Genomic DNA, 23,586 nt, shown 5'->3' with positions numbered 1-23,586 from the left:
CGTTGTTCTTATCGGATGTTTCTTCCATGGAAATTGCCTCCACCGCAAGAGCGGATGCCATTTTGCAACCTGATCCCAAGGCGAGCCGATCACATCCGGGCAAAAAGCGCCTGGCGCGTCGGCTCATCAACGAAGGCTGCCTCGATACCAGTTCGCGTCATCTCATCGATCGCGGCATCGCTGAAGCCAAAGGCATCGGCGGCCAATTCGTACTCGCGCTTCAGCGACGTGTGGAAGAACGGCGGGTCGTCCGAACTGATCGTCACGCGTATACCGGCGTCCCTGAGTTTTCGCAGCGGGTGCGATGCGTAATCGGGAAAGACCTTCAGCGCGATATTGGAGCCGGGACACACTTCCAGCACCGTTCCGAGATCGGCGAGCCGCTTCACGAGATCCATGTCCTCGACCGCGCGCACTCCATGCCCAACGCGCGAGGGCCTGACAACGTCAAGCGCATCGGCAACGCTAAAGGCACCGCACACTTCGCCCGCGTGAATGGTGAGGCCGAGCCCCGCATCACGCGCAATATCGAAGGCACGCGCATAATCGGCGACCCGACCCATCCGCTCCTCACCGGCAAGATTGAAACCAGTGATGAGCGGATTCTTTGCCTTGGCAGCATATTCCGCGGCGCCAATGACACTCTCAGGACCGAAATGACGCTCCCCCGTGACAATCAGACGTGCCTCGATACCACTTCTCGCCTTCGCACGACGAATTCCCTCGCACACGCCCTCGATGTAAGCGTCCGCGCCAAGCCCGATCCGCTTGCCATGATCGGGAGACACGATCAGCTCGCTGTAGATCGTGCCTATAGCGGCGAGTTCCTCAAGATAGGTTTCGGTCAGCAGCGCGTAGTCTTCCTCGGTCTTGTAGACCTCGGAGACCTTATCGTAGCATTGCAGAAAGCTTGCGAAGTCATGCCAGACATAGGCGCCATCGGTCAGGTAGCTGCTAATGTCGATGTTGTACTTGCGGGCCTGCGCCAAGGTAAGCGTTGGCGGTGCCGCACCTTCCAGATGGCAGTGCAGCTCGACCTTCTTCAAATGCGATGTCATAGAAAACTTCTCCCGTGCGCGCCCGGCGGAATGCGCAGATGCCGGGCGATCGTCTCGCCGATATCAGCATAGGTGGCGCGTATGCCGATATCGCGAGAACGAAGCCCCGGTCCATAGGCAATGATCGGCACCCGTTCGCGCGTGTGATCCGTGCCACGCCACGTCGGATCGCAGCCGTGATCGGCGGTCAGGATGACGAGATCGCCGGGCTTCAGCTTGCCACCCACTTCGGGTAGCCTGGAATCAAAGGCTTCAAGGGCGGCGGCATAGCCCGCTACATCCCTGCGATGGCCATAGACCATGTCGAAATCGACAAAGTTAGTGAAAACCAGGTCGCCATCCTCGGCGGTGTCCATGGCTGCGAGGCTCGCATCCATCAGCGCCTCATTGCCATTCGCCTTGACCACCCGGGACACTCCCTTATGCGCAAAGATGTCGCCGATCTTGCCAATGGCATGGACCTTGCGACCTTCCTTGACCAACCGATCGAGAAGTGTCGGCTCGGGCGGCGGCACCGAGAAGTCGCGCCGGTTTCCGGTACGCTGAAACTTGGAGGCGGTTTCCCCAACGAACGGCCGCGCGATGACGCGGCCGATGTTATGGTGGTCCAGCAGCGCCCGCGCGATCGTGCAGAAGGTCATGAGCCTGTCGAGGCCGAAATGCGTCTCGTGCGCGGCAACCTGGAAGACGGAGTCGGACGAGGTGTAGCAGATCGGCTTTCCAGTCCGGATATGCTCTTCGCCATGCCGGGCAATGATGTCGGTGCCGGAGGCATGACAATTGCCGAGGATCCCCGGAACGTCCGCGGCCCTGCAGAGCGCCTCGATCAATTGCGGTGGGAAGGCTTCGCCCTCAGTCGGAAAGTAGCCCCAGTCGAATGTTACCGGCGTCCCGGCGATTTCCCAGTGGCCGGATGGAGTATCCTTGCCACGCGAAACTTCGCTGGCCGAACCGAACATCGCATAGACCTTTTCCGGCACCGGCATACCGGCCGGGAAGCGTCCCGAGGCTGCCTTGGCGAGATGGACCAGACCAAGAGCCGACATATTCGGAAGCTGGAGGGGCCCCGAGCGCAATCCCTCGCGATCGGCAGCGCCTGCCGCACAGAATTCCGCGATGTGTCCCAGCGTGTCGGCGCCCTCGTCGCCGTAGGCAGCCGCATCCGGCGCCCCGCCGACACCAAATGAATCCAGAACGAAAAGAAAGGCTCGCGCCATGCTCCACCTAGCGACAGAAAATTGACGGCCCGCGCATCACGGACCACTCCTGAAGCCTTATAACGGCAGAGCGGACTTGGCAAACGAGCTTGGGGCGTCAGCAATCGCCGCAGGTGACGGTATCGCTTGCACGGGGCAGGTAATAATAATTGCGACTGATCGTGATCGTGCTGTCGTTCGGTACCAAGTTCGGCGCAAACAGGAACAGCTTATACGGAATGCTCAGCTCGGTACGAACCAGAAAGATATTCGCTTTCTTCATATCGGCGGGCACCGTCGTGGCGGAATTCGCCACGTATGGACGGCTGCCATCCTGCGCCCACGACCATGCCACCGTCGGGTTTGCGGTACCATCCAGAGCGATGCCCGTGATCTTGATGGTAAGGCCGGTCGAACCATAGGGAACGAACACCGCGGAGGCGACCGAGGGCATATCGGCAAGCCAGGACTTGGTTACGCTCTTTTGCTGCGTCACGACATCCGTGATCATCCCGGCTGCACGGCTTGCACGCTTGCTCATGCTGAGACCAATCGTGATCTCGAATGCGCCGACATAGAGCATTACCAGGATCGGGAACAGGATGGCGAACTCGATCGCACCCACGCCCTGCCGGTCGCCGACGAAGCGTCTTGCGAGTTGATGAAGCCGGATCAGTACACCACGGCCTGCCATCACGGGTACTGCTCATTCTGGAACGCCGTCGTGGCGACCATCAGAAAGTATGACGACGACCCATCAGTAGGGCGCACGTTTGTAATATAAGGCCTGATCAGGTCGGTTATGACTTGCCAGCGATAGTAGGCTCGAACCATGTTGATCGTGCCCGAGCCACCGGGAAGATATTTGAAATCAGAGGTCTTGATGTCGGCATAGGCGCTGGTGGACGTCTTCGGTATCGTCGTGGGAATGGCGGCAAAGGTGGCGAAGTTCTGCACGTCGATGAACAGCTTGCTCGGTGTGGCCACTTCCGTTGTAGAGCACTTTATCAGAATCGAAATCTCGTTGCAGAACGCCGTGCGAAAAGCTGCCACATCCGTATTCGCGGGCGTGATTTGTCCGGTTCGCATCTTGCGGCTCATCGTATCCACCGCATTGGACAGGAGTTCCTCGCCGGCAAAGGCAATGAATGTCTCGATGATTGCAAAGACCACCATGAAATAGGGGATGGCGAGGAGTGCAAATTCGATAGCGGCCGACCCGTCGCGAGAGCGCGCAAATGCGGTTAACCGCGGCCGCTTCCGCCGAGGGGGGCGGGAGGCCGCGTCCGCCGCTTGATCCGTTTCCTTCATGGCATGCATCCGGGACAGCTTCGACCACACGGTTTTAAAGGGTGATCGTTGATTTTCCGTTTCAAGCCGGATCAGAAGTTTAACGGAGGTTCACGAGATCTGGCGTCTAACTATTGGGCCGCCGCTGCAGCCTCGGTTCCTTGCTGGCTATGCTGTTCGCAGTTGGGGGTACAGGAAAGGACCGAGCGCTCCGTCTGACGAAAGACACGGACGGTGTTTGCCTCGTCGATAGAGACTAGGATACTTTCGTCCAAGATCGCATTGCCATCCGCGTCGAGCAGCACAAGGTTGGTGGTTCCAAAACTGCGTCCGGTCAGCACGATCGTTTTCGCGTCGGCGACTGTAGCATCCGCAACCTTGGCGTTGCCGACGATGACCTTGCTCACCGGGCGATCAAGCTTCAAAACGCGCGCCTGGTCCATATAGACCCGCAGGGTATCCTGCTGCGCGAACACGGATTCGCTAAAGCCGGCGGCGGCAAGAAAGCTGGCTAGGATGATCCTCTTGCCACTCGGCGACATTTTGATTCTCTCTCAAGAGTTACGGCGATTTTACGAAACAGCATGAGAAAAATTGGTGAATGAAGCTTTAATTCTGTTCTGACGTGCGCAGGATTCCAGCGGCTCGCACCCATAAAGAGACAATTCCCTCGTGATGCAATGCGCTTGCTGATCGCCCCGAGCATCGGCGGAAGCTCCAACAAGCAACGGAAACTTAAATTACTGCAAGGCACGCGGCGCCTTTCCTAGATTTCTAAACATTCAGGAAAGAGAATACTTACCATTCTTAAGTGTCGCTCGGCATTTACGAAGTGGTAACCCAACTCTTTAAGTTGATAGAAACAGGCGTTGGTTAAATTGTAGCAATCCGATCAACGGCAACAGTTGGCGGACGTGCTGAACCTCAACTGGAGTTAGGAGTTACCATGACCAAGCTTGTTAGCCGTTTTCTGAAGGACGAATCCGGCGCGACCGCAATTGAATACGGCCTGATCGCAGCGCTTATCTCTGTCGCGCTCATCACCGGCGCAACCGCACTGGGCGGCAAACTGAACAACCTCTTCAATGGCCTGTCCAACAAGATGAACAGCGCCTGCGGCACCGGCAACATGACCTGCTGATGCCAAGCCGCCGTTGAGGAAAGAGGCCGTCCTGACCCTCAGGACGGCTTTGCATTTTGTCCGGCTTTCGAGGTAAATCAGGTCATGACTTCAAGCGTCATCATTACCATCTTTCCGATGTGCCTGGCATTCGCGGCGGTGATGGACACATTGACGATGACCATCCCGAACCGCATCTCAGCAATTCTTTTGCTGTCTTTCCTTGCGCTGACCCCCTTCATTGGGATGGATTGGCAGACGTTCGGCTACCATCTACTCGGTGCTGCCGTCGTGTTTGCTTCCTGCTTTGTCTTCTTCGCCCTCAACATTATGGGCGGGGGGGATGCGAAGCTGTTGACTGCCGCAGCCGTCTGGTTCGGTTTCGGAGAACCGTTGGTAGAATTCATTGGCTATGTCGGTATCATGGGTGGCTTGCTGACCGCAGCCATCCTCATGGTACGAATGCAGAGCGACGTGATCACGACAATCGGGTTACGAGTACCGGATTCGCTTCTCGTCGCCAAGAAGATCCCCTATGGCATTGCTATCGCTGCGGGCGGTTTTATTGCGTTCCCCTCCTCGCCGCTTTTCGTTGCAGCGTTGCAAAACCTGAAATAGAGGCGCTTAAGCTTCTGTTAACTTAAAATCGAAGGCTTTCATTAACTATAATTATACCAATTACAGGCCATTCTTCGGGGCGAATATCGCGAATCCCCGAGGAATGATCGATGAAACCCGCGCGCCTTTTAATACTTGGAGTGGCTGTCGTTGCAGCCGGCCTTGCCGGCGTGCTGGCGATGAGCCTCGCGGGGCGCGGTTCCGTCGTCACCCAGGTTCAGTCGGTCGTCGAGAAGGAGCCGACTGTCAACGTGCTCGTCTCCAGCGCCAATCTCCCGGTCGGCGCACGATTGGATGACAAGGCGGTTCACTGGATGGGGTGGCCGCAGAGTGGCGTCGTCCAGGGCTTTATCACCGAAGCCGACAAGCCCGACGCGCTGAAAGACATGCAGGGCGCCGTCGTTCGCCTGCCTATCTTCGAGGGCGAACCGATCCGCGCGGAAAAGATCGCCGATTCAAACAGCCGCATCATGTCCTCGCTCCTGCCCTCCGGAAAACGTGCCGTCGCAACCGAAATCTCGGTTTCCACGGGTGCCGGCGGCTTCATCCTGCCGAACGACCGCGTCGACGTCATCATGGTCCGCAAGTCCAAGGAAGCCGACAAGTATCTGACCGAGACGGTGCTCAGCAATGTGCGCGTGCTCGCGATCGACCAACAGATCCAGGAAAAAGAGGACGGCTCCAAAGCGGTCGTCGGAACGACCGCGACCCTGGAGCTTACTCCTGACCAAACCAAGGTGCTGGCCGTTGCCCAGCAGATGGCCAACCGGCTGTCGCTGGCATTGCGCTCCGTCGCCGACGCCCAGGAGCAGGATACCAGCGCTGCGGACTACCTCCTCAGCGGCGATAACGGCAGCGCCATCGTCCAAGTCATCAAATCAGGCTCAATCGTTACAGACAGCAGCAGCAGCGCGCCGAAGGCCGAGTAAAGGAAATGGGAATGGGCAATTTGAAGCGCCATATGAAGCCCTTGATGGCGGGGTGCTTGTCCTTTGCGATCGGGTTCTCCGGCATGGCGCCGGGCTTTCTTGCTCCCGTCCTCGGCGCAAGGGCCGCCTGGGCCAATTCCGACGGGATGGTCACGATAACCCAGACGGGTCCCGGTGCTCATCGCAGCCTGAAACTCGGTCTGAAGAAGGCGATCGTCGTCGATCTGCCCGCCGATGCCCACGATATCCTCGTCTCGGACCCTTCCATGGCCGACGCAGTCACCCGCAGCTCGCGTCGCATCTATCTTTTCGGCAAGACGGTCGGGCAGACGAACATCTTCATTTTCGGCGCCGACGGCCAGCAGATCGTCAGCCTCGATATCGCGATCGAGCGCGATGTCGCGGGCCTCGAAGCCAATCTCCGGCGCTTCATCCCGGACTCCTGCATCAAAGTCGAGATCGTGTCAGACAACATCGTGCTGACAGGCACGGTACGCACGCCACAGGACGCTGCCCAGGCGGCCGACCTTGCACAGGTCTTCCTGAAAGGTGGCGAAGCGACAACGCGTACGGAAACAGCCAGTGGCTCGGGCGGAGAAGGGTCAGTGGCACTGTTTGCTGAAGGTCGCCAAGTCTCGCAGGTGGTCAATCTCCTGCAGATCCAGGGCGAAGATCAAGTGACGCTCAAGGTCACCATCGCCGAGGTGCGTCGAGAGGTGTTGAAGCAGCTCGGCTTCGACAATCTGGTTTCGAATTCGGGGGGGCTGACTGTCGCGCAACTGGGTTCTCCGAGCGTTAACGGCGCAACGGCGACAATTGGCGGCGGTCTGGCAGCACTCTTCAAAAGCTCGATTGGAAAGTACGATATCTCGACATACTTGAGCGCGCTTGAGCAGGCCAAGGTGGTCAAGACGCTGGCGGAGCCGACCCTGACCGCGATTTCCGGGCAGGCCGCGACGTTCAATTCGGGCGGCCAGGTACTCTATTCCACGACCGACAACGACGGCAACACGACGATTGTCCCCTACAACTACGGCATCAATCTCGCCTTCAAGCCGGTGGTTCTTTCCTCCGGTCGCATCAGCCTGGAGATCAAGACGAACGTATCGGAGCCTGCACCTTCGGTGTCCGGCTCGACGCCAACCTATCAACGCCGCTCCGCCGAGACTTCCATCGAGCTTCCCTCCGGCGGCTCGATCGCGCTTGCTGGCCTGATCCGCGACAACGTTGCGCAGACCTCGAACGGTACGCCCGGCGTCAACAAGATCCCGCTGCTTGGCACACTGTTCCGGCAGCGCACGGTCGAGCGTGACGAAACCGAGCTTGTTATCATCGCAACGCCCTATCTCGTCCGCCCGGTCGCCCGCAATCAGCTCAACCGTCCGGATGACAACTTCAGCCCTGAGAACGACGCTGCGGCTTTCCTGCTCAATCGCGTCAACAAGGTTTACGGCGGCCGCGAAACGCCCGTCGCCGACGCTCAATTCCATGGCTCCATCGGGTTCATCTACAAATGAGCGCGGCAGGATCAGCAATGGCACAACACAGAGATCAGCCGATGGCCCGCAAGCAGAACACCGCGCATGAATCCCGCCTTTCGAAATCGCTGCTGCCCATGGTCGCGGTGGCGGCCGCCCTGCTTTCCGGCTGCGCCTCCCACGACGAACTGACGACCGGCGGCATCCCCGACGACTATCGCCAGCGCCACCCGATCGTGGTGGCCGAAGCCGAGCAATCGGTCGATATCCCGGTCGCCTCCACTGACCGCCGCCTCAACATCGCCCAGCGCGACATGATCCGCGGCTTCGCGCAAAACTACACGTCGCGGGCGACCGGACCGGTCTATCTGCTGACGCCCGAGGGATCGCCAAATGCGGCAGCCGCACGTCAGTTGCGCGGCCAGGTGCGCGCCGAACTCTCGGCCCGCGGCATCGCGAGCTCCAAGATCGTCAACAGCACTTACGCGGCCACTGGTATCGGCGACGCTGCCCCCATCCGCCTGACCTTCGTCGGGACGACGGCGATGACCTCACAGTGCGGTCAATGGCCGAGGGACATGATCAACGATTTCAGCAACCAGAATTACTACAACTTCGGCTGCGCAACGCAGAACAACCTGGCTGCACAAATAGCGAACCCGGAAGACCTAATCGCACCTCGCGGCATGACTCCGATCGATGCGACCCGCCGCAACGCCGCGATCAAGGAATATCGCGAACGGACGAGCAATATCGAGGAAGTCAGCGGCAGCGCCAACAGCTTCTGATCGGGGTAGGACCGAAAATGAGTACCGTCGAATACGAGATCAAGAATACCACCGAGCTACGCAACGCCGAGGACGCCATTCGCATGGCCGAACTCGAGAACATGCGCCCACTCCCTCGCATATCGGTGCACGCCTTCTGCGAGAGCGAGGAACTGCAGCGGGTCATGGAACGCTGCAGCCATGACCGCCGCATGTCCAAGGTCGGCTTGCGGATCACCAGCGGCGGCATTGGGGCCGCGGCGAACATGTTCGCGACAGCGCCGACACCAAATCTGATCATTCTCGAAACCAAGGCGGGAGCCGCGAACCTGCTGAGCGAGCTGGCGCCGCTTGCCGCCGTTTGCGACCCTTCCACCAAGGTCATCATCGTCGGTTACTACAACGACATCGCGCTTTACCGCGAACTCGTGCGCAACGGCATTTCCGAATACATGGTCCAGCCAGTCGCCATGCCTGACATCATGGCGGCGATGGCGACGATCTTCGTAGACCCGGATGCCGAGCCGCTTGGCCGCAGCATAGCCTTCATCGGCGCCAAGGGCGGTGTCGGCTCATCGACGATCGCCCACAATTGCGCTTTCGGCATTTCCAACCTGTTTTCGACCGAAACGATCCTGGCCGATCTCGATCTGCCCTATGGCACGGCCAACATCGACTTTGACCAAGACCCAACACAGGGCATTGCCGAGGCCGTCTACGCGCCTGACCGGTTGGATGAGGTATTTCTCGACCGTCTTCTGACGAAATGTTCGGAGCATCTATCGCTGCTCGCTGCCCCCTCGCTTCTCGACCGCGCCTATGATTTCGAAGGACAGGCGTTCCAGCCTGTTCTCGATGTCCTTCAGCGCAACGCGCCTGTCACCGTACTCGATGTGCCTCACGCCTGGTCGGAATGGACGCGCTCCGTGCTGGCTAGCGTCGACGAGGTTGTCATCTGCGCGTCGCCCGATCTCGCCAACCTGCGTAACGCCAAGAACATGATGGACGCGTTGAGAAAGATGCGGCCCAACGACAAGATGCCGCATCTGATCCTCAATCAGGTCGGCATGCCGAAGCGGCCGGAGATCAGCCCCTCCGATTTCTGCGAGCCACTGGAAACCGATCCGATCGCGATCATCCCCTTCGATGCCAACCTCTTCGGTAACGCGGCCAACAGTGGCAGGATGATTTCGGAGATGGATGCAAAGTCGCCAACCGCAGAAACATTCTCGCAGATATCGCACGTCGTAACCGGGCGGATTGCTATCAAAAAGGCACGGAAGGGCGGATTGCTCGGCCTGCTGAAACGCAAATGACGCCCGCCAAGAGTGGATTGGAATAAGGCATGTTCGGAAAGCGCGGAAACGAGGGTTTTGGCAAGGCGGGTGGCGCGTTCGCACCGCCTCAGCCGGCGCAACAATCCTCCCCGTCAGCACCTGCGGTTCTGGTCGAACCGCAGCGCGAGCCTCCCCGTCAACAGGTTTCACCGCCACCGATGCAGACGCCGCAGCGAAAGCGTCCTACCCGTACAGACGAATATTACGATACCAAAGCGCAGGTCTTCTCCGCGCTGATCGATACGATTGATCTTTCGCAGCTTGCCAAGCTCGACGGTGAAAGCGCACGTGAAGAAATCCGCGATATCGTCAACGACATCATCACGATCAAGAACTTCGCGATGTCGATCTCCGAGCAGGAAGAACTGCTCGAGGACATCTGCAACGACGTTCTCGGCTATGGTCCGCTCGAACCGTTGCTTGCACGAGACGACATCGCCGACATCATGGTCAACGGTGCTGGCCAGACCTTCATCGAAGTCGGCGGCAAGACGATCGAGTCCGAAATCCGCTTCCGCGATAATTCGCAACTGCTGTCGATCTGCCAGCGCATCGTTAGCCAGGTTGGCCGTCGCGTCGATGAATCAAGCCCGATCTGCGACGCCCGTCTGCCCGACGGCTCCCGCGTCAACGTCATTGCCCCGCCGCTCGCCATCGACGGACCGGCACTCACGATCCGTAAGTTCAAGAAGGACAAGCTGAACCTCGAGCAACTCGTTCGCTTCGGCGCCATCACGCCGGAAGGGGCGACGCTGCTCCAGATCATCGGCCGCGTTCGCTGCAACATCGTCATTTCGGGTGGTACCGGCTCGGGCAAAACAACGCTGCTCAACTGCCTCACGCGTTACATCGACGCCGATGAGCGCGTCATCACCTGCGAAGACACGGCCGAACTGCAGCTGCAGCAACCGCATGTTGTGCGCCTGGAAACCCGCCCACCAAACATCGAAGGCGAAGGCGAGATCACCATGCGCGACCTCGTCAAGAACTGCCTGCGTATGCGTCCGGAACGGATCATCGTCGGTGAAGTGCGCGGACCTGAGGTCTTTGACCTGCTGCAGGCAATGAATACCGGTCACGACGGCTCCATGGGCACGATCCACTCGAACTCGCCGCGCGAATGCCTCAGCCGTATCGAGTCGATGATCGCAATGGGTGGTTTCACACTACCGGCGAAAACGGTGCGCGAAATCATCTCCGGTTCGATCGATATCATTGTCCAGGCGGCGCGCCTGCGCGATGGCTCGCGTCGCATCACGCAGATCACCGAAGTAATCGGCATGGAAGGCGACGTCATCATCACCCAGGATCTGATGCGCTACGAAATTGAAGGCGAAGACGCCTCCGGCCGTCTGATCGGAAGGCACAAATCGACCGGTATCGGCAAGCCGCATTTCTGGGATCGCGCACGCTACTTCAACGAAGAAAAGCGCCTTGCCGCCGCCCTCGACGAAATGGAAGCCAAGTCCAAGGATTAGTAAGATGTTCGGGTTCGATCCTGTCGTGTTGGCCATTATCGTGCTTGCCGCCGTCGCGGCCGGTGCCGTTTGCTATGGCCTTCTCTTCGCGCGGATCGAGACCGAGAAGAAGTCGGCAAACCGCGTCAACCGTGTCGTTTCGGCTGAGGCTGACAAGGCCAGCGTCAAGGCGGCTCGTGACCGCGTCCAGGAAATGTCGAAGCGCCGCAAATCGGTGCAGGACAATTTGAAGGATCTCGAGAAGCGCCAGCAGGAAAACACCAAGAAAAAGCTGTCGTTGAAGTCGCGGCTGACGCAGGCCGGTCTCCGGATCACACCCGGGCGCTTCTATATGTTCAGCGCTATTTTTGGCCTTGTCCTGATGTTCGTGGCGTTTCTGGCCGATGCACCTGTTATGGTCGTGCTCGGCCTGCCCATCATTGCCGGGCTTGGGCTGCCGCGCTGGGTGCTTGGCTTTCTCATCAAGCGGCGTCAGAACAAGTTCCTCGCGGAGTTTCCCAATGCGCTCGACGTCATTGTGCGCTCGATCAAGTCTGGCTTGCCACTAAACGACGCCATCCGGCTCATTGCCAACGAGGGCAAGGATCCCGTGAAAAGCGAGTTTCGTCGCGTTGTGGAATCACAGCAGGTGGGTCTCAGTGTGCCGGATGCCTGCGCGCGTATGAGCAACTACATGCCGCTGCAGGAAGTGAGCTTCTTTGCGATCGTCATCGCGATCCAGTCACAGGCAGGCGGCAACCTCTCGGAGGCCATCGGCAACCTCGCCAAAGTGCTGCGCGACAGAAAGAAAATGAAGGCGAAGGTCAAGGCACTGTCGATGGAAGCCAAGGCCTCTGCCGTCATCATCGGTGCGCTGCCGTTCATCGTCGCAACGCTCGTCTATCTGACATCGCCCCAATATATGCTGATCCTGTTCACTGACCCTCGCGGCCATCTGATCATGGGCGTTTCGGCGGTCTGGATGTCGATCGGCATTTTCGTCATGCGCAACATGGTCAATTTCGACATCTGATGGAGGACGGGCCGTGTCATCTGATCTCGCTAGTAAACTGACAGACCCCGCCATGCTGATCGCGGTGCTGGTCGCGATCGCGGTTTTCGCCAGCCTCTACACTGTCGCGATCCCGTTCTTCGAACGTGGTGACCTCAACAAGCGCATGAAGGCTGTTTCCACAGAACGCGAACAGATCCGCGCCCGCGAACGCGCGCGCATGAACGCCGATACGAGCGGAAAGACCACGCTTCGTACCCAGAACAACCGTTCTGTTCGGCAGATCGTAGAGAAGTTCAACCTCCGCGAGGCGCTGGTCGACGAAAACACCATGAACAAACTCCGCGCCGCCGGGTTCCGCTCGGAAAATGCGCTGAATATGTTCCTTGTCGCGCGTTTCCTGCTGCCATTCCTGTTCTTCGGCCTTGCGGTCTTCTGGGTCTTCGGTCTCGATCATCTGGCCGACAAGCCGACGCCGATGCGCTTTCTCGTGACACTTGGCGTAGCCTATGTCGGCTTCTATGCGCCGAATATCTTCATCTCCAATCGGATGTCGAAGCGCCAGCACTCCATCAAGCGTGCATGGCCCGACGCGCTCGACCTGATGCTGATCTGCGTCGAGTCGGGTATTTCGATCGAGGCAGCCATGCGCCGTGTCTCGGAAGAGCTGGGCGAGGCCTCCCCGCCGCTGGCGGAAGAAATGATCCTGACGACGGCCGAACTCTCCTTCCTTCCCGACCGACGCGTTGCGCTGGAAAACCTCGGCCTACGGACGCAGATCCCATTGGTGCAGTCCGTCACCCAGGCGCTGATCCAGGCGGATCGCTACGGCACACCGGTTTCGCAGGCACTGCGCGTACTGGCGCAGGAAGGTCGCGACGAACGCATGAACGAGGCTGAGAAAAAGGCTGCCGCCCTGCCGCCGAAGCTCACGGTGCCGATGATCCTGTTCTTCCTGCCGGTTCTCGTCGCCGTCATCCTCGGCCCGGCTGGCATCCAGGTCGCCGACCGCTTCTAGCCAGCCATTTCCGCCGGGCTGGTCATCTCAAAGCATTGCGCATAGGCTAACCGACATCTCCGTAAGCCGGCAGGAGCCGTTGATGTCGTCCCTAAGCATCTTCCTGAGCATCATCGCTGCTCTCTCTATCGGGGCGATGAGCCCCGGCCCGAGTTTTGTTCTCGTTTCACGTATTGCAATGTCGCGTTCACGTCTCGACGGGCTTGCGGCGGCGCTCGGCATGGGGATTGGTGGTGTTGCGTTCAGCATCTTGGCGCTCGCGGGACTAACAGCGCTGCTTTCGCAATTCGAATGGCTCTATCTGGTTCTGAAGGTGGCTGGCGGAGCCTATCTCGTCTACATCGCCTTCAAAATCTGGCGCGGGGCACGCGAGCCGATCCATGTCGGAGATGCGGGAAGCGATCGTCGGGCACTCGCCCGAAGCTTTACCACCGCCTTGCTGACGCAGGTTAGCAACCCAAAGACGATCGTCGTCTACGCAAGCATCTTTGCAGCTTTGCTGCCGAAGACGGTTCCACTCGGGCTGATCTTCGCAGTGCCGATCGGCGTCTTTACGGTTGAAGCCGGCTGGTACGCGGTCGTAGCGCTCGCGTTCTCGGCCAGACATCCGAGACGGCTCTATCTGGCTGCGAAGACGTGGATCGATCGCCTGGCCGGGACGGTGATGGCCGGCCTCGGCGTACAGCTCGTCACCTCGGGGCTGGCCGGCCGCTGATGTCAGTTGGTGCTGGTGGGAGCGCTACCGCCGCCATCCTTGGCCGCAAGCTTCTGCCAGGAATTCTGCTGCGACAGCATCGAGCGCAGATAGGCGACGTTGGCATCGGCCTGCTGCTGCGAAAGCTCTCCGCGCGCAATCTTCTCTGCCTCGGGGAACCGGCCCTCAAGACCAATGACCAGTGCGAGATTCTGGCGAACGCGACTGTCGGCCGTGGGCTGCTCTGCCGCTTGGCGCAAATAGGTCTCGGCTGTCCGCAGGTCGCCGGTCAGCACATAGGACATGCCGAGATTGGACAGGATCGATGCCTCGCCTGGTTGGATGTCGAGCGCTTCACGGTAGCGCTGGCGGGCTTCGGCGGAGCGGCCGAGCTGATCGAGGATGGCACCTTCGGCCGATGTCAATTTCCAATCGGGACGGTCGGGCGTTTGGGCGCGACCGATCGTATCGAGCGCCTGCTGCAGTTGACCGGCTGCGGCCTGAGCTTTTCCGTAGGCGGCCAGAACGTTTCGGTCGTTCGGGTTGGCGATCGCAACCTGTTGCATGACGGCCAGTGCCTGGGCGTCGCGGCCCTGCATGCGCAGCAGGTTGGCGTAGTTCACGCCATTGGCGGCATCACGAGGATTTTTCTCGTATGCTTGTCCAACGCGCTCGGTCGAGCTGCGCAGCTCGACTTCATTCATCGTTTCGACCGGCTTGGTGAGCGTCGGCACGGATCCGGTCGTCATGCGGTCCTTGGTCGTCGTGCAACCGGCAAGCGCCAGTACGACGAGCGCAGTCGCCACGCCCTGAAAAACACGGGTTTCAAGCAAAGTATTGGCCGAAGCAGGCATCGTGCGTCCCTGAGATCCGAATCGGCGTCTGACCTCAAAACGGAACAGGGAAAGGTTTTGACGCAATCTTCACTCCAGCAATAGTCTGTTAACCCTAACAGACCGTTAAGACGCGATTCCCGGACGCCCCAAAGGATACTCATGGCACCCTATCAGTTCATCGAGAGACCGACACCGTTCAACAGCAAGGGTGGCTCGACGCTGCCGATCTTTGCCGTCACTCCCGCGCATATCGAAACGGGCACGATCGATCCGATCGCACTCGATTGGGCCAAGAAGGCTGGCTACAAGGCCGAGAGCGGCTCGCTGCTGCTCGTTCCGACGGACGAAGGCCATCTCGGTGGCGCCCTGTTCGGGCTCGGCACCAATCCGTCTGAACAACCCTACATCACCGGCAAGCTTGCGCGCGCGCTGCCGGCCGGCGACTGGCACATCGAAACGGCGCCGCTCACGGCAAACCGCCTTTCGCTTGGCTTCGGCCTCGGCAGCTATCGCTATGACCGATACAAATCGGAGAAAACCTCGGCGCCCACGCTGATGATCCCGCGCGATGCCGATGGAGCTGACATCAAGCGGCAGCTGGCCGGCGTCTTCCTGGCACGCGACCTAATCAATACGCCAACGAACGATATGGGGCCGAACGAATTGGAAGCAGCCTTCCGCGGCCTGGCGGCCCACTACAAGGCGGAGATCAACGTCGTCAGCGGCGACGACCTCCGACAGAACTTTCCGCTCGTCCATACCGTCGGCCGCGCCAGCGCCGATGCGCCGCGCCTGCTCGAATTGCGTTGGGGCAAGAAGGGGCACCGCAAGATCACGCTCGTCGGCAAGGGCGTCTGCTTCGATACCGGCGGTCTCGACATCAAGCCGGCGTCTTCGATGCTGCTGATGAAGAAGGACATGGGCGGCGCGGCAAACGTCATGGGCCTCGCCTTGATGATCATGGACGCCAAGCTCAAGGTCGATCTCAGGGTAATCATTCCTGCCGTCGAAAACTCGATCTCGTCCAATGCCTTCCGCCCGGGTGACATCTACCGGAGCCGCAAGGGGCTGACGGTGCAAATCGACAATACGGACGCCGAAGGCCGGTTGATCCTCGCAGATGCGCTTGCCTATGCAGATGAGGACGCGCCGGACCTCCTGATCGACATGGCGACGCTGACGGGTGCTGCCCGCGTGGCGCTCGGTCCCGACCTGCCACCCTTCTTTACCGATAATGCCGAACTGGCCCAAGACCTGACCGAGGCAAGCCTCGAGACCGACGATCCCCTTTGGCGGCTGCCGCTCTACGCTGGCTATGAAAAGGACATTCGCGCCAAGTTTGCCGACATCACCAATGCACCGGCAGGCGGCATGGCGGGTGCGATCACTGCCGCCCTGTTCCTGAAGCGCTTCGTCTCCACCACCACGAGTTGGGCGCATTTCGATATCTACGGCTGGGCGCCGTCCGAACGACCGCACTCTCCTGGCGGCGGCGAGGCGCAGGCAATTCGCGCGCTCTACCATCACATCCGGCAAAGCGTACGCTAGGCGGCGATCGTTAAAATTTTATTCACCGTGACGGGCGGCAAAGTTTGCCGCCCCATTGCGTCGCACGGTGCACTGCCGGAAAATGGAACGCGAGCGTAACGAGTTTCCGGAGGACCCATGCCGATCGAACTGACGGCTTCGCAGGCGTTGGGCCTGTGGCATGGTGTGACGCTCGATCAGGTCAGGCTCGACGATCGCGATTTGACGTTGCGCCAGATGGCGATCCTGCTGCATATCTATCTCGTGCCGCCACCGCATACAGTGCGCGGCCTGGCGGCGACGCTCAACGTGACCAAGCCTGTCATTACCCGGGCACTGGATACGATGGGAGATATGGGTCTGGTCGACCGTGTGCGGGACGAACGCGACCGGCGAAACGTCGTGATAAAGCGCACCGTCGGCGGGGCGCTCTATCTGGAAAAGCTTGGTGATCTCGTGCGCGACAAGGGTCGCCGCCTGACGCCGTGAAAGGGATACGATGACGATGCTTGATCGCCGCCTTCATGCCTACCGACCGGACCTCGCCGAGGCTGGACTGGAAGGACGTGTGGAAGCCCTGCGCTTCGTTTCTGGCACGCCGGCCCGTGTAGGCGTGCCCGTCGTTGGGCTCAGACCCGCACCGGATGTCGCCAAGGGGATCGATACAGAACTGCTCCTCGGCGAGGACGTTACCGTGTTCGACCGAGCAGACGGCTGGTGCTGGATCAAGGCCGCCTCCGATGGCTATGTCGGTTATCTGCCGGAGGCCGCCCTTTCGGATGCGCTGGTTGAGCCGACGCATATCGTCACGGTTCAGCGGACGTTTCTCTATCTGGAAGCTGAGCTGCGCAAACCCCACAAGAGCATCTTGTCCATGGGCAGCCGGGTTCGGATTGTCGGCGAGGCCGAAACGCGCGGCAACCGCTATGCGATGCTGGACGACGGTACGGCGATCTTTGCCAAGCATCTGCAGCCGATCGGCGCAGGCGAAGGGGGCGATTATGTCGACGTGGCAAGCCGATTCATCGAGACGCCTTACCTCTGGGGCGGTCGCTCCGGGCTTGGCATCGACTGCTCAGGCCTCGTCCAGCTTTCGATGCTGATGACCGGACGAAGCGCGCCGCGCGACACCGACATGCAGTCGGCAAACCTTGGGGAGCCGATCGGTCGGTCGGAACTGCGCCGAGGCGACCTGGTTTTCTGGAAGGGTCACGTTGCCGTTCTGGAAGATCCGGAAACGATTATTCATGCCAACGGACATACGATGACGGTTGCTCGCGAAAACCTCGAGGAGGCGATCAAGCGCATCGGCTGGCTTTACCAACAGCCGACGGGCTATCGCCGCCCGGTCACCTGACCGGCGGCTTCGGCCATGACCTAACACCGCCTGTCCAGCTCTCGAAAGCCTTCGACAGCCTCAGCACCAGCATATCGTCGAAGCGCGGACCGACGATCTGCAGGCCGATCGGCATTCCGGAGCGCGAGAAACCGCAGTTGATCGACGCGGCGGGCTGCTCGGACATGTTCCACGGCACGGTGAAGCAAATGTGCTCGAAGGGGCGCGCCGGATCGTTCGTCGGCGAAGCCCAGTCTGCCGGATAGGAGACAATGGGGTTGGTTGGCGAAATCACGGCGTCGACCTTCGTGAACAGCAGGCCGCAGCTTTTGCGCATCTCGATCGTCTGATTGAAGCCCCTGACGGCCTCGGCGCCGCTGATGGAGGCGCCGCCTTCGGCCCAAGTGTAGATGTAAGGCAGAATTCTGGTTCGACGCTCCGGGCTCAGATTCTCGATATCGCCCCAGAAGCGGGACCGCCAGAATGTGTCCAGTCCGTCGAGCATCACCCGCGTCAGAACAGGCTGAACCGGAATGACAATTGCGCCCGCATCTTCAAATCGCTGACCGGCCACCTCGACCGCCGCACGTACCTCGTCGTCGACCGCAAGGCCACATCCGGCATCGAGCATCAACCCGATCTTTAGGCCGCGGAGATCCGTGTTGAGGTCCAACCAGTCGATATCGTTCGGGGGCAGGCTGGTGCCATCACGCCAGTCAGGGCGCGAGAGCGTGGCCATTGCGTAGGCGGCATCCTCGACGGTACGCGTCATTGGCCCGGCGCAGCGGCCGACATAGAACGGATCGACAGGTATGCGGCCATGGCTCGGCTTGAAGCCGAAGGTGCCTGTCCAGCCAGCCGGCAAGCGCACCGACCCACCGATATCGGTACCGACGTGCAGAGGTCCGTAACCCGCGGCGGCCGCGGCGGAGGCCCCGGCGCTCGATCCTCCAGGATTCCGCGTCGTATCCCAGGGATTTCGGCTCAGAGGATGGAAGCTCGAGAGGCCTGAGGAGAGCATCCCATAGTCCGGGCAGGTTGTCTTCGCAAAGATCACGGCGCCGTCCTCGCGCAGCCTCGCGGCGGGGGGGGCATCCTCGGTCGCAGGCACCAATTCGACGGCTCGGGTCCCGAGCGGCACCGGTTGCCCCTTGGTGGCGATTAACTCCTTCAGCGTCGCCGGGATGCCGTCGAGCGGGCCGAATGTCCCGCCTTTCATCCATCGGTCGGTCGAAGCCTGCGCCTGCTTGCGCGCCGCCTCTGGATCGTAGGCGTAAAGGGCGCAGATGGCGGGCTCCCACGCTTCGATGTGTCGCTCCAACGCCAACCAATATTCGAGCGGCGACAGGCTGCGATCGGCAAAACGCTGCCTCAAGTCACGGATCGTTAAGTCGGTTTCGGACATGGCATTGTCATCCGGGCCTGTGGTTTCGAAAACTAACGGCGATTCGCCTCGCGAGGGTCGAGCATGTCGCGCAGCCCATCGCCGAGCATGTTGAAGCCGAAGACGCAGAGCGCGATGGCAAGCCCAGGCAGGATTGCCAGCCACGGCGCGAGTGCAAGGTAAGTTTGTGCGTCAGCAAGCATGCGGCCCCAGGTAGGAGCCGGTGGCGCGATACCGAGGCCAAGGAAGCTGAGGCCCGCTTCCGTCAGCACTGCCAGCCCCAATTGGATCGTCGCCTGGACGATGATCTGGCTGATGATATTAGGCAGCACATGTCGAACGGAGATCGTGAAGCGGCTGTTCCCGATTGCGCGAGCGGCGAGCACATAGTCGCGGCTCCACGCCTGCAGGGCTGTGGCAAGCGTGACCCGCGCAAACACGGGAATCATAAATGTCGCGATCGCAGTGATCGCCGTCAGTCGACCCGGACCGAGAAAGGCTCCCAGCATCATTGCCGAGAGGATCGGCGGCAGTGCGAAGACGACATCGCAGGCGCGCATCAGCAATGTTTCGAATGTGCCCCGCACGGCGGCGGCCGAGATACCGGCGATTGATCCGAGCGTCCCGCCGATCAACACGGCGGCGATGGCGATCGAAAGAGAATTCCAGCAGCCGACCATCATCATCGAAAGGACGTCCCGGCCAAACTGGTCGGTGCCGAGAACGCCGAACGCAAAGGGTGGCTGCAGCTTGTGAATGATCTGCATCTTTGCCGGCGGCAGCGGTGTCCAGACAAGCGACAGCAACGCGACGACAACAAGAACAGCAATGATGCCCCCGCCCACCACCAGACCCGTTCTCCGGCTAATTTCAAATCGCCGGCGCCGAGCGTTCATTTGATTGGATACGATGGGCGCCATATCAGACGCCTTTTCGCAAGCGCGGGTCGATCGCCAAATAGGAGAGATCGACGATGAAGTTCATGACAATAACGAGCGCGGCAAAGAACAGCACGACATCCTGCATGACGATAATGTCGCGTTGCGACAGCGCCTGATAGGCAAGCCGACCGAGGCCTGGGAGGTTGAAAACGTTTTCGACAAGAACCGCGCCCGCGACCAGGAAAGTGAACTGTAAGCCCAGGATCGTCAGAACGGGAACGAGGGCATTCGGCACCGAATGGCGCCACAGGACCCGGCGCTTCGACAGTCCCTTGGCAAGCGCTGTTCGCGTGAAATCCTCATGCAGGGTCTCCAGAACGGCAGAGCGCGTGACGCGCGTCAGGACGGCTGCCTGCGGCAAGGCAAGCGCTATTGCGGGCATGGCAAGTGCCTTGAAAGCGGGCAAGATGCCGACACCCCACCCCGGGAAACCTCCAGCCGGCATCCAGCCGAGCGCAGTCGAGAAGAGCATGATCAGCAACAGGGCCACCCAGAAACCGGGAACGGCGATGCCGATCTGCGAAAATACCGAAACCACTGCATCCGGCAGCCCACCGCGATGCGCGGCCGCTAGGACACCCAGAGGAATGGCGATGGCGACGGAGAGCGCAATTGCCATCAGCGCCAGGGGCAGCGTCACCGCCAATCTCTCAAGGATCAGCCCGGCAACCGGCACGCCGTAGGTATAGGATTGGCCGAGATTGCCGCGGAATACGCCGGCGAGCCATTCACCATAGCGCCACAAGAGCGGCTGATCGAGGCCAAGTTCATGACGGAGAGTTGCCAGCGTTTCCGGCGCCGCCGACGTACCGAGCATGATGGAGGCCGGATCGCCCGGCAGAAAATCCATCACAGCAAAGATCAACAGGGAAACGACGGCGAGCGTTGCGATCAGACCAACAAGGCGACGGGACAGAAGGGCTATCATTTCACGTCCGGTACTGTTTGCCGCCCCGCCATGTCATCCATCCGCAATCAGTCTTCCCAGGAGACCTTCGTGAGGACGTTCGAGGGAATGGGCTCATTTTCCCAGAGACCCTTCAGCTTCTTGTCCCAGACGCCGAGCTTGGGCATGACGAAGAGATAGAGCGCCGGCACATCCTCGGCCAGAATCTTCTGAGCCTCTCCGTAGATCTTCGCTTGCGCCGCAGGATCCGAGGTTTCCTGCACCTTCTTCATCAGGTCGTTGAAAGCCGGATTCTTATAATTGAAGTAGTAAGGATCGCGGGCGTAGATGTCGATGTCGAGCGGTTCTGCGTGGGCGACGATCGTCATCTCGTAGGCGCGGTCCTTCATGACATCCTGCACCCACTTGGCCGGAAACTCGGTCGGCTCGATGTTCAACGTCACGCCGATTTCAGCCAGCATTGCCTGCATGACCTGTGCGCTTCGTGGCGCATAGGCCATTTGCGGCGATTTGATCGTGAAGGTGAAACCATTGGGATAGCCGGCTTCGGCAAGCAGTGCCTTGGCCTTTTCGGGATCGTAGGGCAGAACGCCGGTGAGATCGATATAACCCGGATCATTCGGTGTGTAGTGGCTGCCGATCGGCGTGCCGAGGCCGGACCAGGCACCGTCGACAACCGTCTTGCGGTCAATCGCCATCATCAGGGCCTGACGCACGCGCTTGTCGTCGAATGGCTTTTTGGCGTTGTTCATGCCGGCCACGACCTTGAGCTCGGTATTGCCGATCTTAGTCACCAACTTGGCATCGCCGTCGAACGAACTCATCAGCTCGGGCGCCGCGAATTCCGGAATGGCGTCGACATCGCCCGACTTCAACGCCGCGGCCTGGGCCTGCGGATCGGCGATGAAGCGGAAGGTCACTTTGTCGAGCTTTGCCGCATCATCTTTATTCCAATAGTCGGCGTTCCTTTCGAGCTCGACCTTGTCGCCCTTTGCCCAATTCACGAACTTGAACGGGCCGGTGCCGACAGGCGTGGTTTTGTCTGCGGCGGCAGACTTCGGCGCCACCATGACGGAGGCTGGCCAGCCGAGCCAATAGAGGAGGCTGCCCGTTGGAGCCGAGAGATGCAGGATGAGCGTTTCCGGGTCGGGCGTCTCGATGGAAGCAATCGAAGCGAAGAAGCGCTTCTGCGGGTTTACCGAATCGGCACCGCGGGCACGATCAAGCGCGAACTTCGCCGCAGCGGAATCGAAAGCCTCGCCATCGTGAAATTTGACGCCGGTTTGTAGCTTGAAGGTATAGACGAGGCCGTCCGGGGAGACTTCCCAGCTCTTGGCGAGTTGCGGTTGGACCTTGCCGTCCTCATCAATTGCGACAAGTCCTTCGAAGATGTTCTGCCATGTCACTTGGCCAATTGCGACAGGGGCCGCAATCGTTGGATCCAGGCCAGTCGGCTCTACCGTCATACCGAGGGTCAGCGTGGTCTTGGCGGCTTCCGCCGGGGTAAGCCCCAGCAGAGCGACGCCGACCGAAGCGGCCGCGCCGAGATAGAGCCGCCGAACCAGCCGCGCCGACGGCGCAAGCGAAACCTTCATCATTATATTCCCCTGTCTGGCCGCCGCCGTAGCGATGACCTTTACGCGCGCTAAGGTGTCACTGTCGGAGTGCACACACAATGGCGATTATGTGTTCTCAGTGTAGCCGAAATTGCTACACTCGAAGATGTGTTCCGAGCAAGTCCATGGGGCTAATCTTTTGCCTGCAAACTTGTTTCCGCGCGCTCACGCATGAACCGTTCAATAAAATCCACCAACTTTGTTGCCGCAAAGGAAAGCTGGCGGTCCGGAGCGACGCAGAGATCGACATGGGTGCGTATTGCATTCTTGCCGGCCAAGGGAATGGCGCGAAGCTGGCCTGCCTCGATCTCGCGACGGACGGTCAACGCCGGCAACAGAGTTACGGCTGCGCCGCTCAAAACCAGCTCCTTGAGCATTTCGAGCGAACTGGTGACGAAGACGGGCTCAACATCAAGGCCATCCTTCTCGATGCGCGCATCGAAAGCCTGGCGGAAACCGAAAGACTGGTCGGGAAGCGCCAGGGAGTAGGCGGCGATATCCTTCACCTGGATCTCGGCCCGTTCCGCGGCGACATGTTTTGGAGCAACGATCAGATCATAGGCGATTTCCGAGCGCAGTCGTACTTTCGTACCCGACAGCGGTGGCGCGAACAACGTCACGGCAATATCGGCTTCCGCGCCGTTGACCGCTTCGATCGCCTGCCGCGCGCTGGTGATCGCGACCTCGAAGCGCAGCTTTGGATACTTCAAGCTGAATTCCGCCAGCGCCGGAGCGAGCAGATTGGCGACGGTGGCGCCGTTGGCATAAATGCTGACCTTGCCGCGCTGCAACCCCTTCAGGTCTTCGATAAGCTGGCCGACGTGATCGAGTTCGCGCAGCGTCCGTCCTGCGCGCGCCGCAAGCAACTCGCCGGCGGCGGTCAGTTTGACGCCGCGGGCGCTGCGCTCCACAAGCGGCGCGCCAAAGTGATACTCCAGATTCTCGATCTGGCGGCTGATCGCCGTCGGCGCGACGTTCAGATTCTCCGCGGCCTGGCGCATGGAGTTGGTGCGCACCAGCTCGTCGAAATACATCAGGGCACGGATCTGCATGTCTTGGTCTCCG

Annotated in this window: 24 protein-coding genes; 13 read left to right on the top strand and 11 right to left on the bottom strand. The window is 60.2% G+C overall.

What is annotated here, in order from left to right:
* Positions 1-89: 89 nt before the first annotated feature.
* From K9B32_RS05920 to K9B32_RS05900, 5 genes are all read right to left on the bottom strand, one after another.
* Positions 90-1,058, bottom strand: coding sequence for an adenosine deaminase (locus K9B32_RS05920; RefSeq protein WP_224560967.1), 969 nt, complete (start codon positions 1,056-1,058; stop codon positions 90-92).
* Positions 1,055-2,275 carry a phosphopentomutase gene (locus K9B32_RS05915; RefSeq protein WP_224560966.1) on the bottom strand — a complete coding sequence of 407 codons (1,221 nt, stop codon included), beginning with the start codon at positions 2,273-2,275 and terminating at the stop codon, positions 1,055-1,057. Before K9B32_RS05915 ends, K9B32_RS05920 begins: the two co-directional genes overlap by 4 nt.
* 97 nt (positions 2,276-2,372) lie before the next feature.
* Positions 2,373-2,948, bottom strand: a complete 576-nt coding sequence (locus K9B32_RS05910) for a TadE/TadG family type IV pilus assembly protein (protein ID WP_224561298.1) — start codon at positions 2,946-2,948, stop codon at positions 2,373-2,375.
* Positions 2,948-3,565 carry a TadE/TadG family type IV pilus assembly protein gene (locus K9B32_RS05905; protein ID WP_224560965.1) on the bottom strand — a complete coding sequence of 206 codons (618 nt, stop codon included), beginning with the start codon at positions 3,563-3,565 and terminating at the stop codon, positions 2,948-2,950. Before K9B32_RS05905 ends, K9B32_RS05910 begins: the two co-directional genes overlap by 1 nt.
* 110 nt (positions 3,566-3,675) lie before the next feature.
* On the bottom strand, positions 3,676-4,086 hold the full coding sequence (locus tag K9B32_RS05900; protein ID WP_224560964.1) for a pilus assembly protein N-terminal domain-containing protein: 411 nt from the start codon (positions 4,084-4,086) through the stop codon (positions 3,676-3,678).
* Between the two features lie 404 nt (positions 4,087-4,490).
* Here K9B32_RS05900 and K9B32_RS05895 point away from each other — a divergent pair, with 404 nt between their 5' ends.
* The 10 genes from K9B32_RS05895 (at position 4,491) to K9B32_RS05850 (ending at position 13,995) form a co-directional block, all read left to right on the top strand.
* Positions 4,491-4,685: a Flp family type IVb pilin gene (locus tag K9B32_RS05895; RefSeq protein WP_007798388.1), complete on the top strand. Its 195-nt coding sequence runs from the start codon at positions 4,491-4,493 to the stop codon at positions 4,683-4,685.
* Positions 4,686-4,769: 84 nt separating this feature from the next.
* Complete coding sequence (locus K9B32_RS05890; RefSeq protein WP_224560963.1) at positions 4,770-5,282, top strand: prepilin peptidase; 513 nt, start codon at positions 4,770-4,772, stop codon at positions 5,280-5,282.
* A 110-nt stretch (positions 5,283-5,392) separates the two neighbouring features.
* On the top strand, positions 5,393-6,211 hold the full coding sequence (cpaB, locus tag K9B32_RS05885) for a Flp pilus assembly protein CpaB (RefSeq protein ID WP_224560962.1): 819 nt from the start codon (positions 5,393-5,395) through the stop codon (positions 6,209-6,211).
* A gap of 5 nt (positions 6,212-6,216) precedes the next feature.
* Positions 6,217-7,728, top strand: coding sequence for a type II and III secretion system protein family protein (locus tag K9B32_RS05880; protein ID WP_411969681.1), 1,512 nt, complete (start codon positions 6,217-6,219; stop codon positions 7,726-7,728).
* A 17-nt stretch (positions 7,729-7,745) separates the two neighbouring features.
* Complete coding sequence (locus K9B32_RS05875) at positions 7,746-8,477, top strand: CpaD family pilus assembly protein (protein WP_411969680.1); 732 nt, start codon at positions 7,746-7,748, stop codon at positions 8,475-8,477.
* Between the two features lie 17 nt (positions 8,478-8,494).
* The gene (locus tag K9B32_RS05870) at positions 8,495-9,772 is read left to right on the top strand and encodes a CpaE family protein (RefSeq protein ID WP_224560960.1); all 1,278 of its coding nucleotides are present in this window, start codon (positions 8,495-8,497) and stop codon (positions 9,770-9,772) included.
* 29 nt (positions 9,773-9,801) lie between these two features.
* Entirely contained in the window at positions 9,802-11,271 is a 1,470-nt protein-coding gene (locus K9B32_RS05865) for a CpaF family protein (RefSeq protein ID WP_224560959.1), read from the top strand.
* A 4-nt stretch (positions 11,272-11,275) separates the two neighbouring features.
* Positions 11,276-12,283, top strand: a complete 1,008-nt coding sequence (locus K9B32_RS05860; RefSeq protein ID WP_007798366.1) for a type II secretion system F family protein — start codon at positions 11,276-11,278, stop codon at positions 12,281-12,283.
* Positions 12,284-12,296: 13 nt separating this feature from the next.
* Entirely contained in the window at positions 12,297-13,280 is a 984-nt protein-coding gene (locus K9B32_RS05855; protein ID WP_224560958.1) for a type II secretion system F family protein, read from the top strand.
* A gap of 82 nt (positions 13,281-13,362) precedes the next feature.
* Positions 13,363-13,995 carry a LysE family translocator gene (locus K9B32_RS05850; protein ID WP_224560957.1) on the top strand — a complete coding sequence of 211 codons (633 nt, stop codon included), beginning with the start codon at positions 13,363-13,365 and terminating at the stop codon, positions 13,993-13,995.
* A gap of 2 nt (positions 13,996-13,997) precedes the next feature.
* On the opposite strand, the gene K9B32_RS05845 is transcribed toward K9B32_RS05850, so the two are convergent.
* A complete protein-coding gene (locus K9B32_RS05845) occupies positions 13,998-14,828 on the bottom strand; it encodes a tetratricopeptide repeat protein (protein WP_224560956.1) in 831 nt (276 codons plus the stop codon).
* Positions 14,829-14,969: 141 nt separating this feature from the next.
* Between K9B32_RS05845 and K9B32_RS05840 the strand changes: the two genes are divergently transcribed.
* From K9B32_RS05840 to K9B32_RS05830, 3 genes are all read left to right on the top strand, one after another.
* A complete protein-coding gene (locus K9B32_RS05840) occupies positions 14,970-16,358 on the top strand; it encodes a leucyl aminopeptidase family protein (RefSeq protein WP_224560955.1) in 1,389 nt (462 codons plus the stop codon).
* A gap of 117 nt (positions 16,359-16,475) precedes the next feature.
* A complete protein-coding gene (locus K9B32_RS05835) occupies positions 16,476-16,826 on the top strand; it encodes a MarR family transcriptional regulator (protein WP_007798353.1) in 351 nt (116 codons plus the stop codon).
* 10 nt (positions 16,827-16,836) lie between these two features.
* Positions 16,837-17,694: an NlpC/P60 family protein gene (locus K9B32_RS05830; protein WP_224560954.1), complete on the top strand. Its 858-nt coding sequence runs from the start codon at positions 16,837-16,839 to the stop codon at positions 17,692-17,694.
* On the opposite strand, the gene K9B32_RS05825 is transcribed toward K9B32_RS05830, so the two are convergent.
* The 5 genes from K9B32_RS05825 to K9B32_RS05805 form a co-directional block, all read right to left on the bottom strand.
* On the bottom strand, positions 17,687-19,078 hold the full coding sequence (locus K9B32_RS05825) for an amidase (RefSeq protein WP_224560953.1): 1,392 nt from the start codon (positions 19,076-19,078) through the stop codon (positions 17,687-17,689). The genes K9B32_RS05830 and K9B32_RS05825 overlap by 8 nt on opposite strands.
* Before the next feature lie 32 nt (positions 19,079-19,110).
* Positions 19,111-19,977, bottom strand: a complete 867-nt coding sequence (locus K9B32_RS05820) for an ABC transporter permease (RefSeq protein ID WP_224560952.1) — start codon at positions 19,975-19,977, stop codon at positions 19,111-19,113.
* 1 nt (position 19,978) lies between these two features.
* Positions 19,979-20,926: an ABC transporter permease gene (locus tag K9B32_RS05815; RefSeq protein ID WP_224560951.1), complete on the bottom strand. Its 948-nt coding sequence runs from the start codon at positions 20,924-20,926 to the stop codon at positions 19,979-19,981.
* A 47-nt stretch (positions 20,927-20,973) separates the two neighbouring features.
* Positions 20,974-22,503 carry an ABC transporter substrate-binding protein gene (locus K9B32_RS05810; protein WP_224560950.1) on the bottom strand — a complete coding sequence of 510 codons (1,530 nt, stop codon included), beginning with the start codon at positions 22,501-22,503 and terminating at the stop codon, positions 20,974-20,976.
* A gap of 149 nt (positions 22,504-22,652) precedes the next feature.
* The gene (locus K9B32_RS05805; protein ID WP_224560949.1) at positions 22,653-23,573 is read right to left on the bottom strand and encodes a LysR family transcriptional regulator; all 921 of its coding nucleotides are present in this window, start codon (positions 23,571-23,573) and stop codon (positions 22,653-22,655) included.
* Between the last annotated feature and the right edge of the window lie 13 nt (positions 23,574-23,586).

It is taken from the genome of Rhizobium sp. 3T7 (assembly GCF_020166565.1).
GTDB lineage: Bacteria > Pseudomonadota > Alphaproteobacteria > Rhizobiales > Rhizobiaceae > Rhizobium.
Note: the sequence above shows the minus strand (reverse complement) of the source record. Positions and strands in the feature narration are given on the sequence as shown.

Bases quoted from the DNA above. Each gene is read 5' to 3' on its own strand.
- K9B32_RS05920 (WP_224560967.1), bottom strand. From the start codon at position 1,058: ATGACATCGCATTTGAAGAAGGTCGAGCTGCACTGCCATCTGGAAGGT.
- K9B32_RS05915 (WP_224560966.1), bottom strand. From the start codon at position 2,275: ATGGCGCGAGCCTTTCTTTTCGTTCTGGATTCATTTGGTGTCGGCGGG.
- K9B32_RS05910 (WP_224561298.1), bottom strand. From the start codon at position 2,948: ATGGCAGGCCGTGGTGTACTGATCCGGCTTCATCAACTCGCAAGACGC.
- K9B32_RS05905 (WP_224560965.1), bottom strand. From the start codon at position 3,565: ATGAAGGAAACGGATCAAGCGGCGGACGCGGCCTCCCGCCCCCCTCGG.
- K9B32_RS05900 (WP_224560964.1), bottom strand. From the start codon at position 4,086: ATGTCGCCGAGTGGCAAGAGGATCATCCTAGCCAGCTTTCTTGCCGCC.
- K9B32_RS05895 (WP_007798388.1), top strand. From the start codon at position 4,491: ATGACCAAGCTTGTTAGCCGTTTTCTGAAGGACGAATCCGGCGCGACC.
- K9B32_RS05890 (WP_224560963.1), top strand. From the start codon at position 4,770: ATGACTTCAAGCGTCATCATTACCATCTTTCCGATGTGCCTGGCATTC.
- cpaB (WP_224560962.1), top strand. From the start codon at position 5,393: ATGAAACCCGCGCGCCTTTTAATACTTGGAGTGGCTGTCGTTGCAGCC.
- K9B32_RS05880 (WP_411969681.1), top strand. From the start codon at position 6,217: ATGGGAATGGGCAATTTGAAGCGCCATATGAAGCCCTTGATGGCGGGG.
- K9B32_RS05875 (WP_411969680.1), top strand. From the start codon at position 7,746: ATGGCACAACACAGAGATCAGCCGATGGCCCGCAAGCAGAACACCGCG.
- K9B32_RS05870 (WP_224560960.1), top strand. From the start codon at position 8,495: ATGAGTACCGTCGAATACGAGATCAAGAATACCACCGAGCTACGCAAC.
- K9B32_RS05865 (WP_224560959.1), top strand. From the start codon at position 9,802: ATGTTCGGAAAGCGCGGAAACGAGGGTTTTGGCAAGGCGGGTGGCGCG.
- K9B32_RS05860 (WP_007798366.1), top strand. From the start codon at position 11,276: ATGTTCGGGTTCGATCCTGTCGTGTTGGCCATTATCGTGCTTGCCGCC.
- K9B32_RS05850 (WP_224560957.1), top strand. From the start codon at position 13,363: ATGTCGTCCCTAAGCATCTTCCTGAGCATCATCGCTGCTCTCTCTATC.
- K9B32_RS05845 (WP_224560956.1), bottom strand. From the start codon at position 14,828: ATGCCTGCTTCGGCCAATACTTTGCTTGAAACCCGTGTTTTTCAGGGC.
- K9B32_RS05840 (WP_224560955.1), top strand. From the start codon at position 14,970: ATGGCACCCTATCAGTTCATCGAGAGACCGACACCGTTCAACAGCAAG.
- K9B32_RS05835 (WP_007798353.1), top strand. From the start codon at position 16,476: ATGCCGATCGAACTGACGGCTTCGCAGGCGTTGGGCCTGTGGCATGGT.
- K9B32_RS05830 (WP_224560954.1), top strand. From the start codon at position 16,837: ATGACGATGCTTGATCGCCGCCTTCATGCCTACCGACCGGACCTCGCC.
- K9B32_RS05825 (WP_224560953.1), bottom strand. From the start codon at position 19,078: ATGTCCGAAACCGACTTAACGATCCGTGACTTGAGGCAGCGTTTTGCC.
- K9B32_RS05820 (WP_224560952.1), bottom strand. From the start codon at position 19,977: ATGGCGCCCATCGTATCCAATCAAATGAACGCTCGGCGCCGGCGATTT.
- K9B32_RS05815 (WP_224560951.1), bottom strand. From the start codon at position 20,926: ATGATAGCCCTTCTGTCCCGTCGCCTTGTTGGTCTGATCGCAACGCTC.
- K9B32_RS05810 (WP_224560950.1), bottom strand. From the start codon at position 22,503: ATGATGAAGGTTTCGCTTGCGCCGTCGGCGCGGCTGGTTCGGCGGCTC.
- K9B32_RS05805 (WP_224560949.1), bottom strand. From the start codon at position 23,573: ATGCAGATCCGTGCCCTGATGTATTTCGACGAGCTGGTGCGCACCAAC.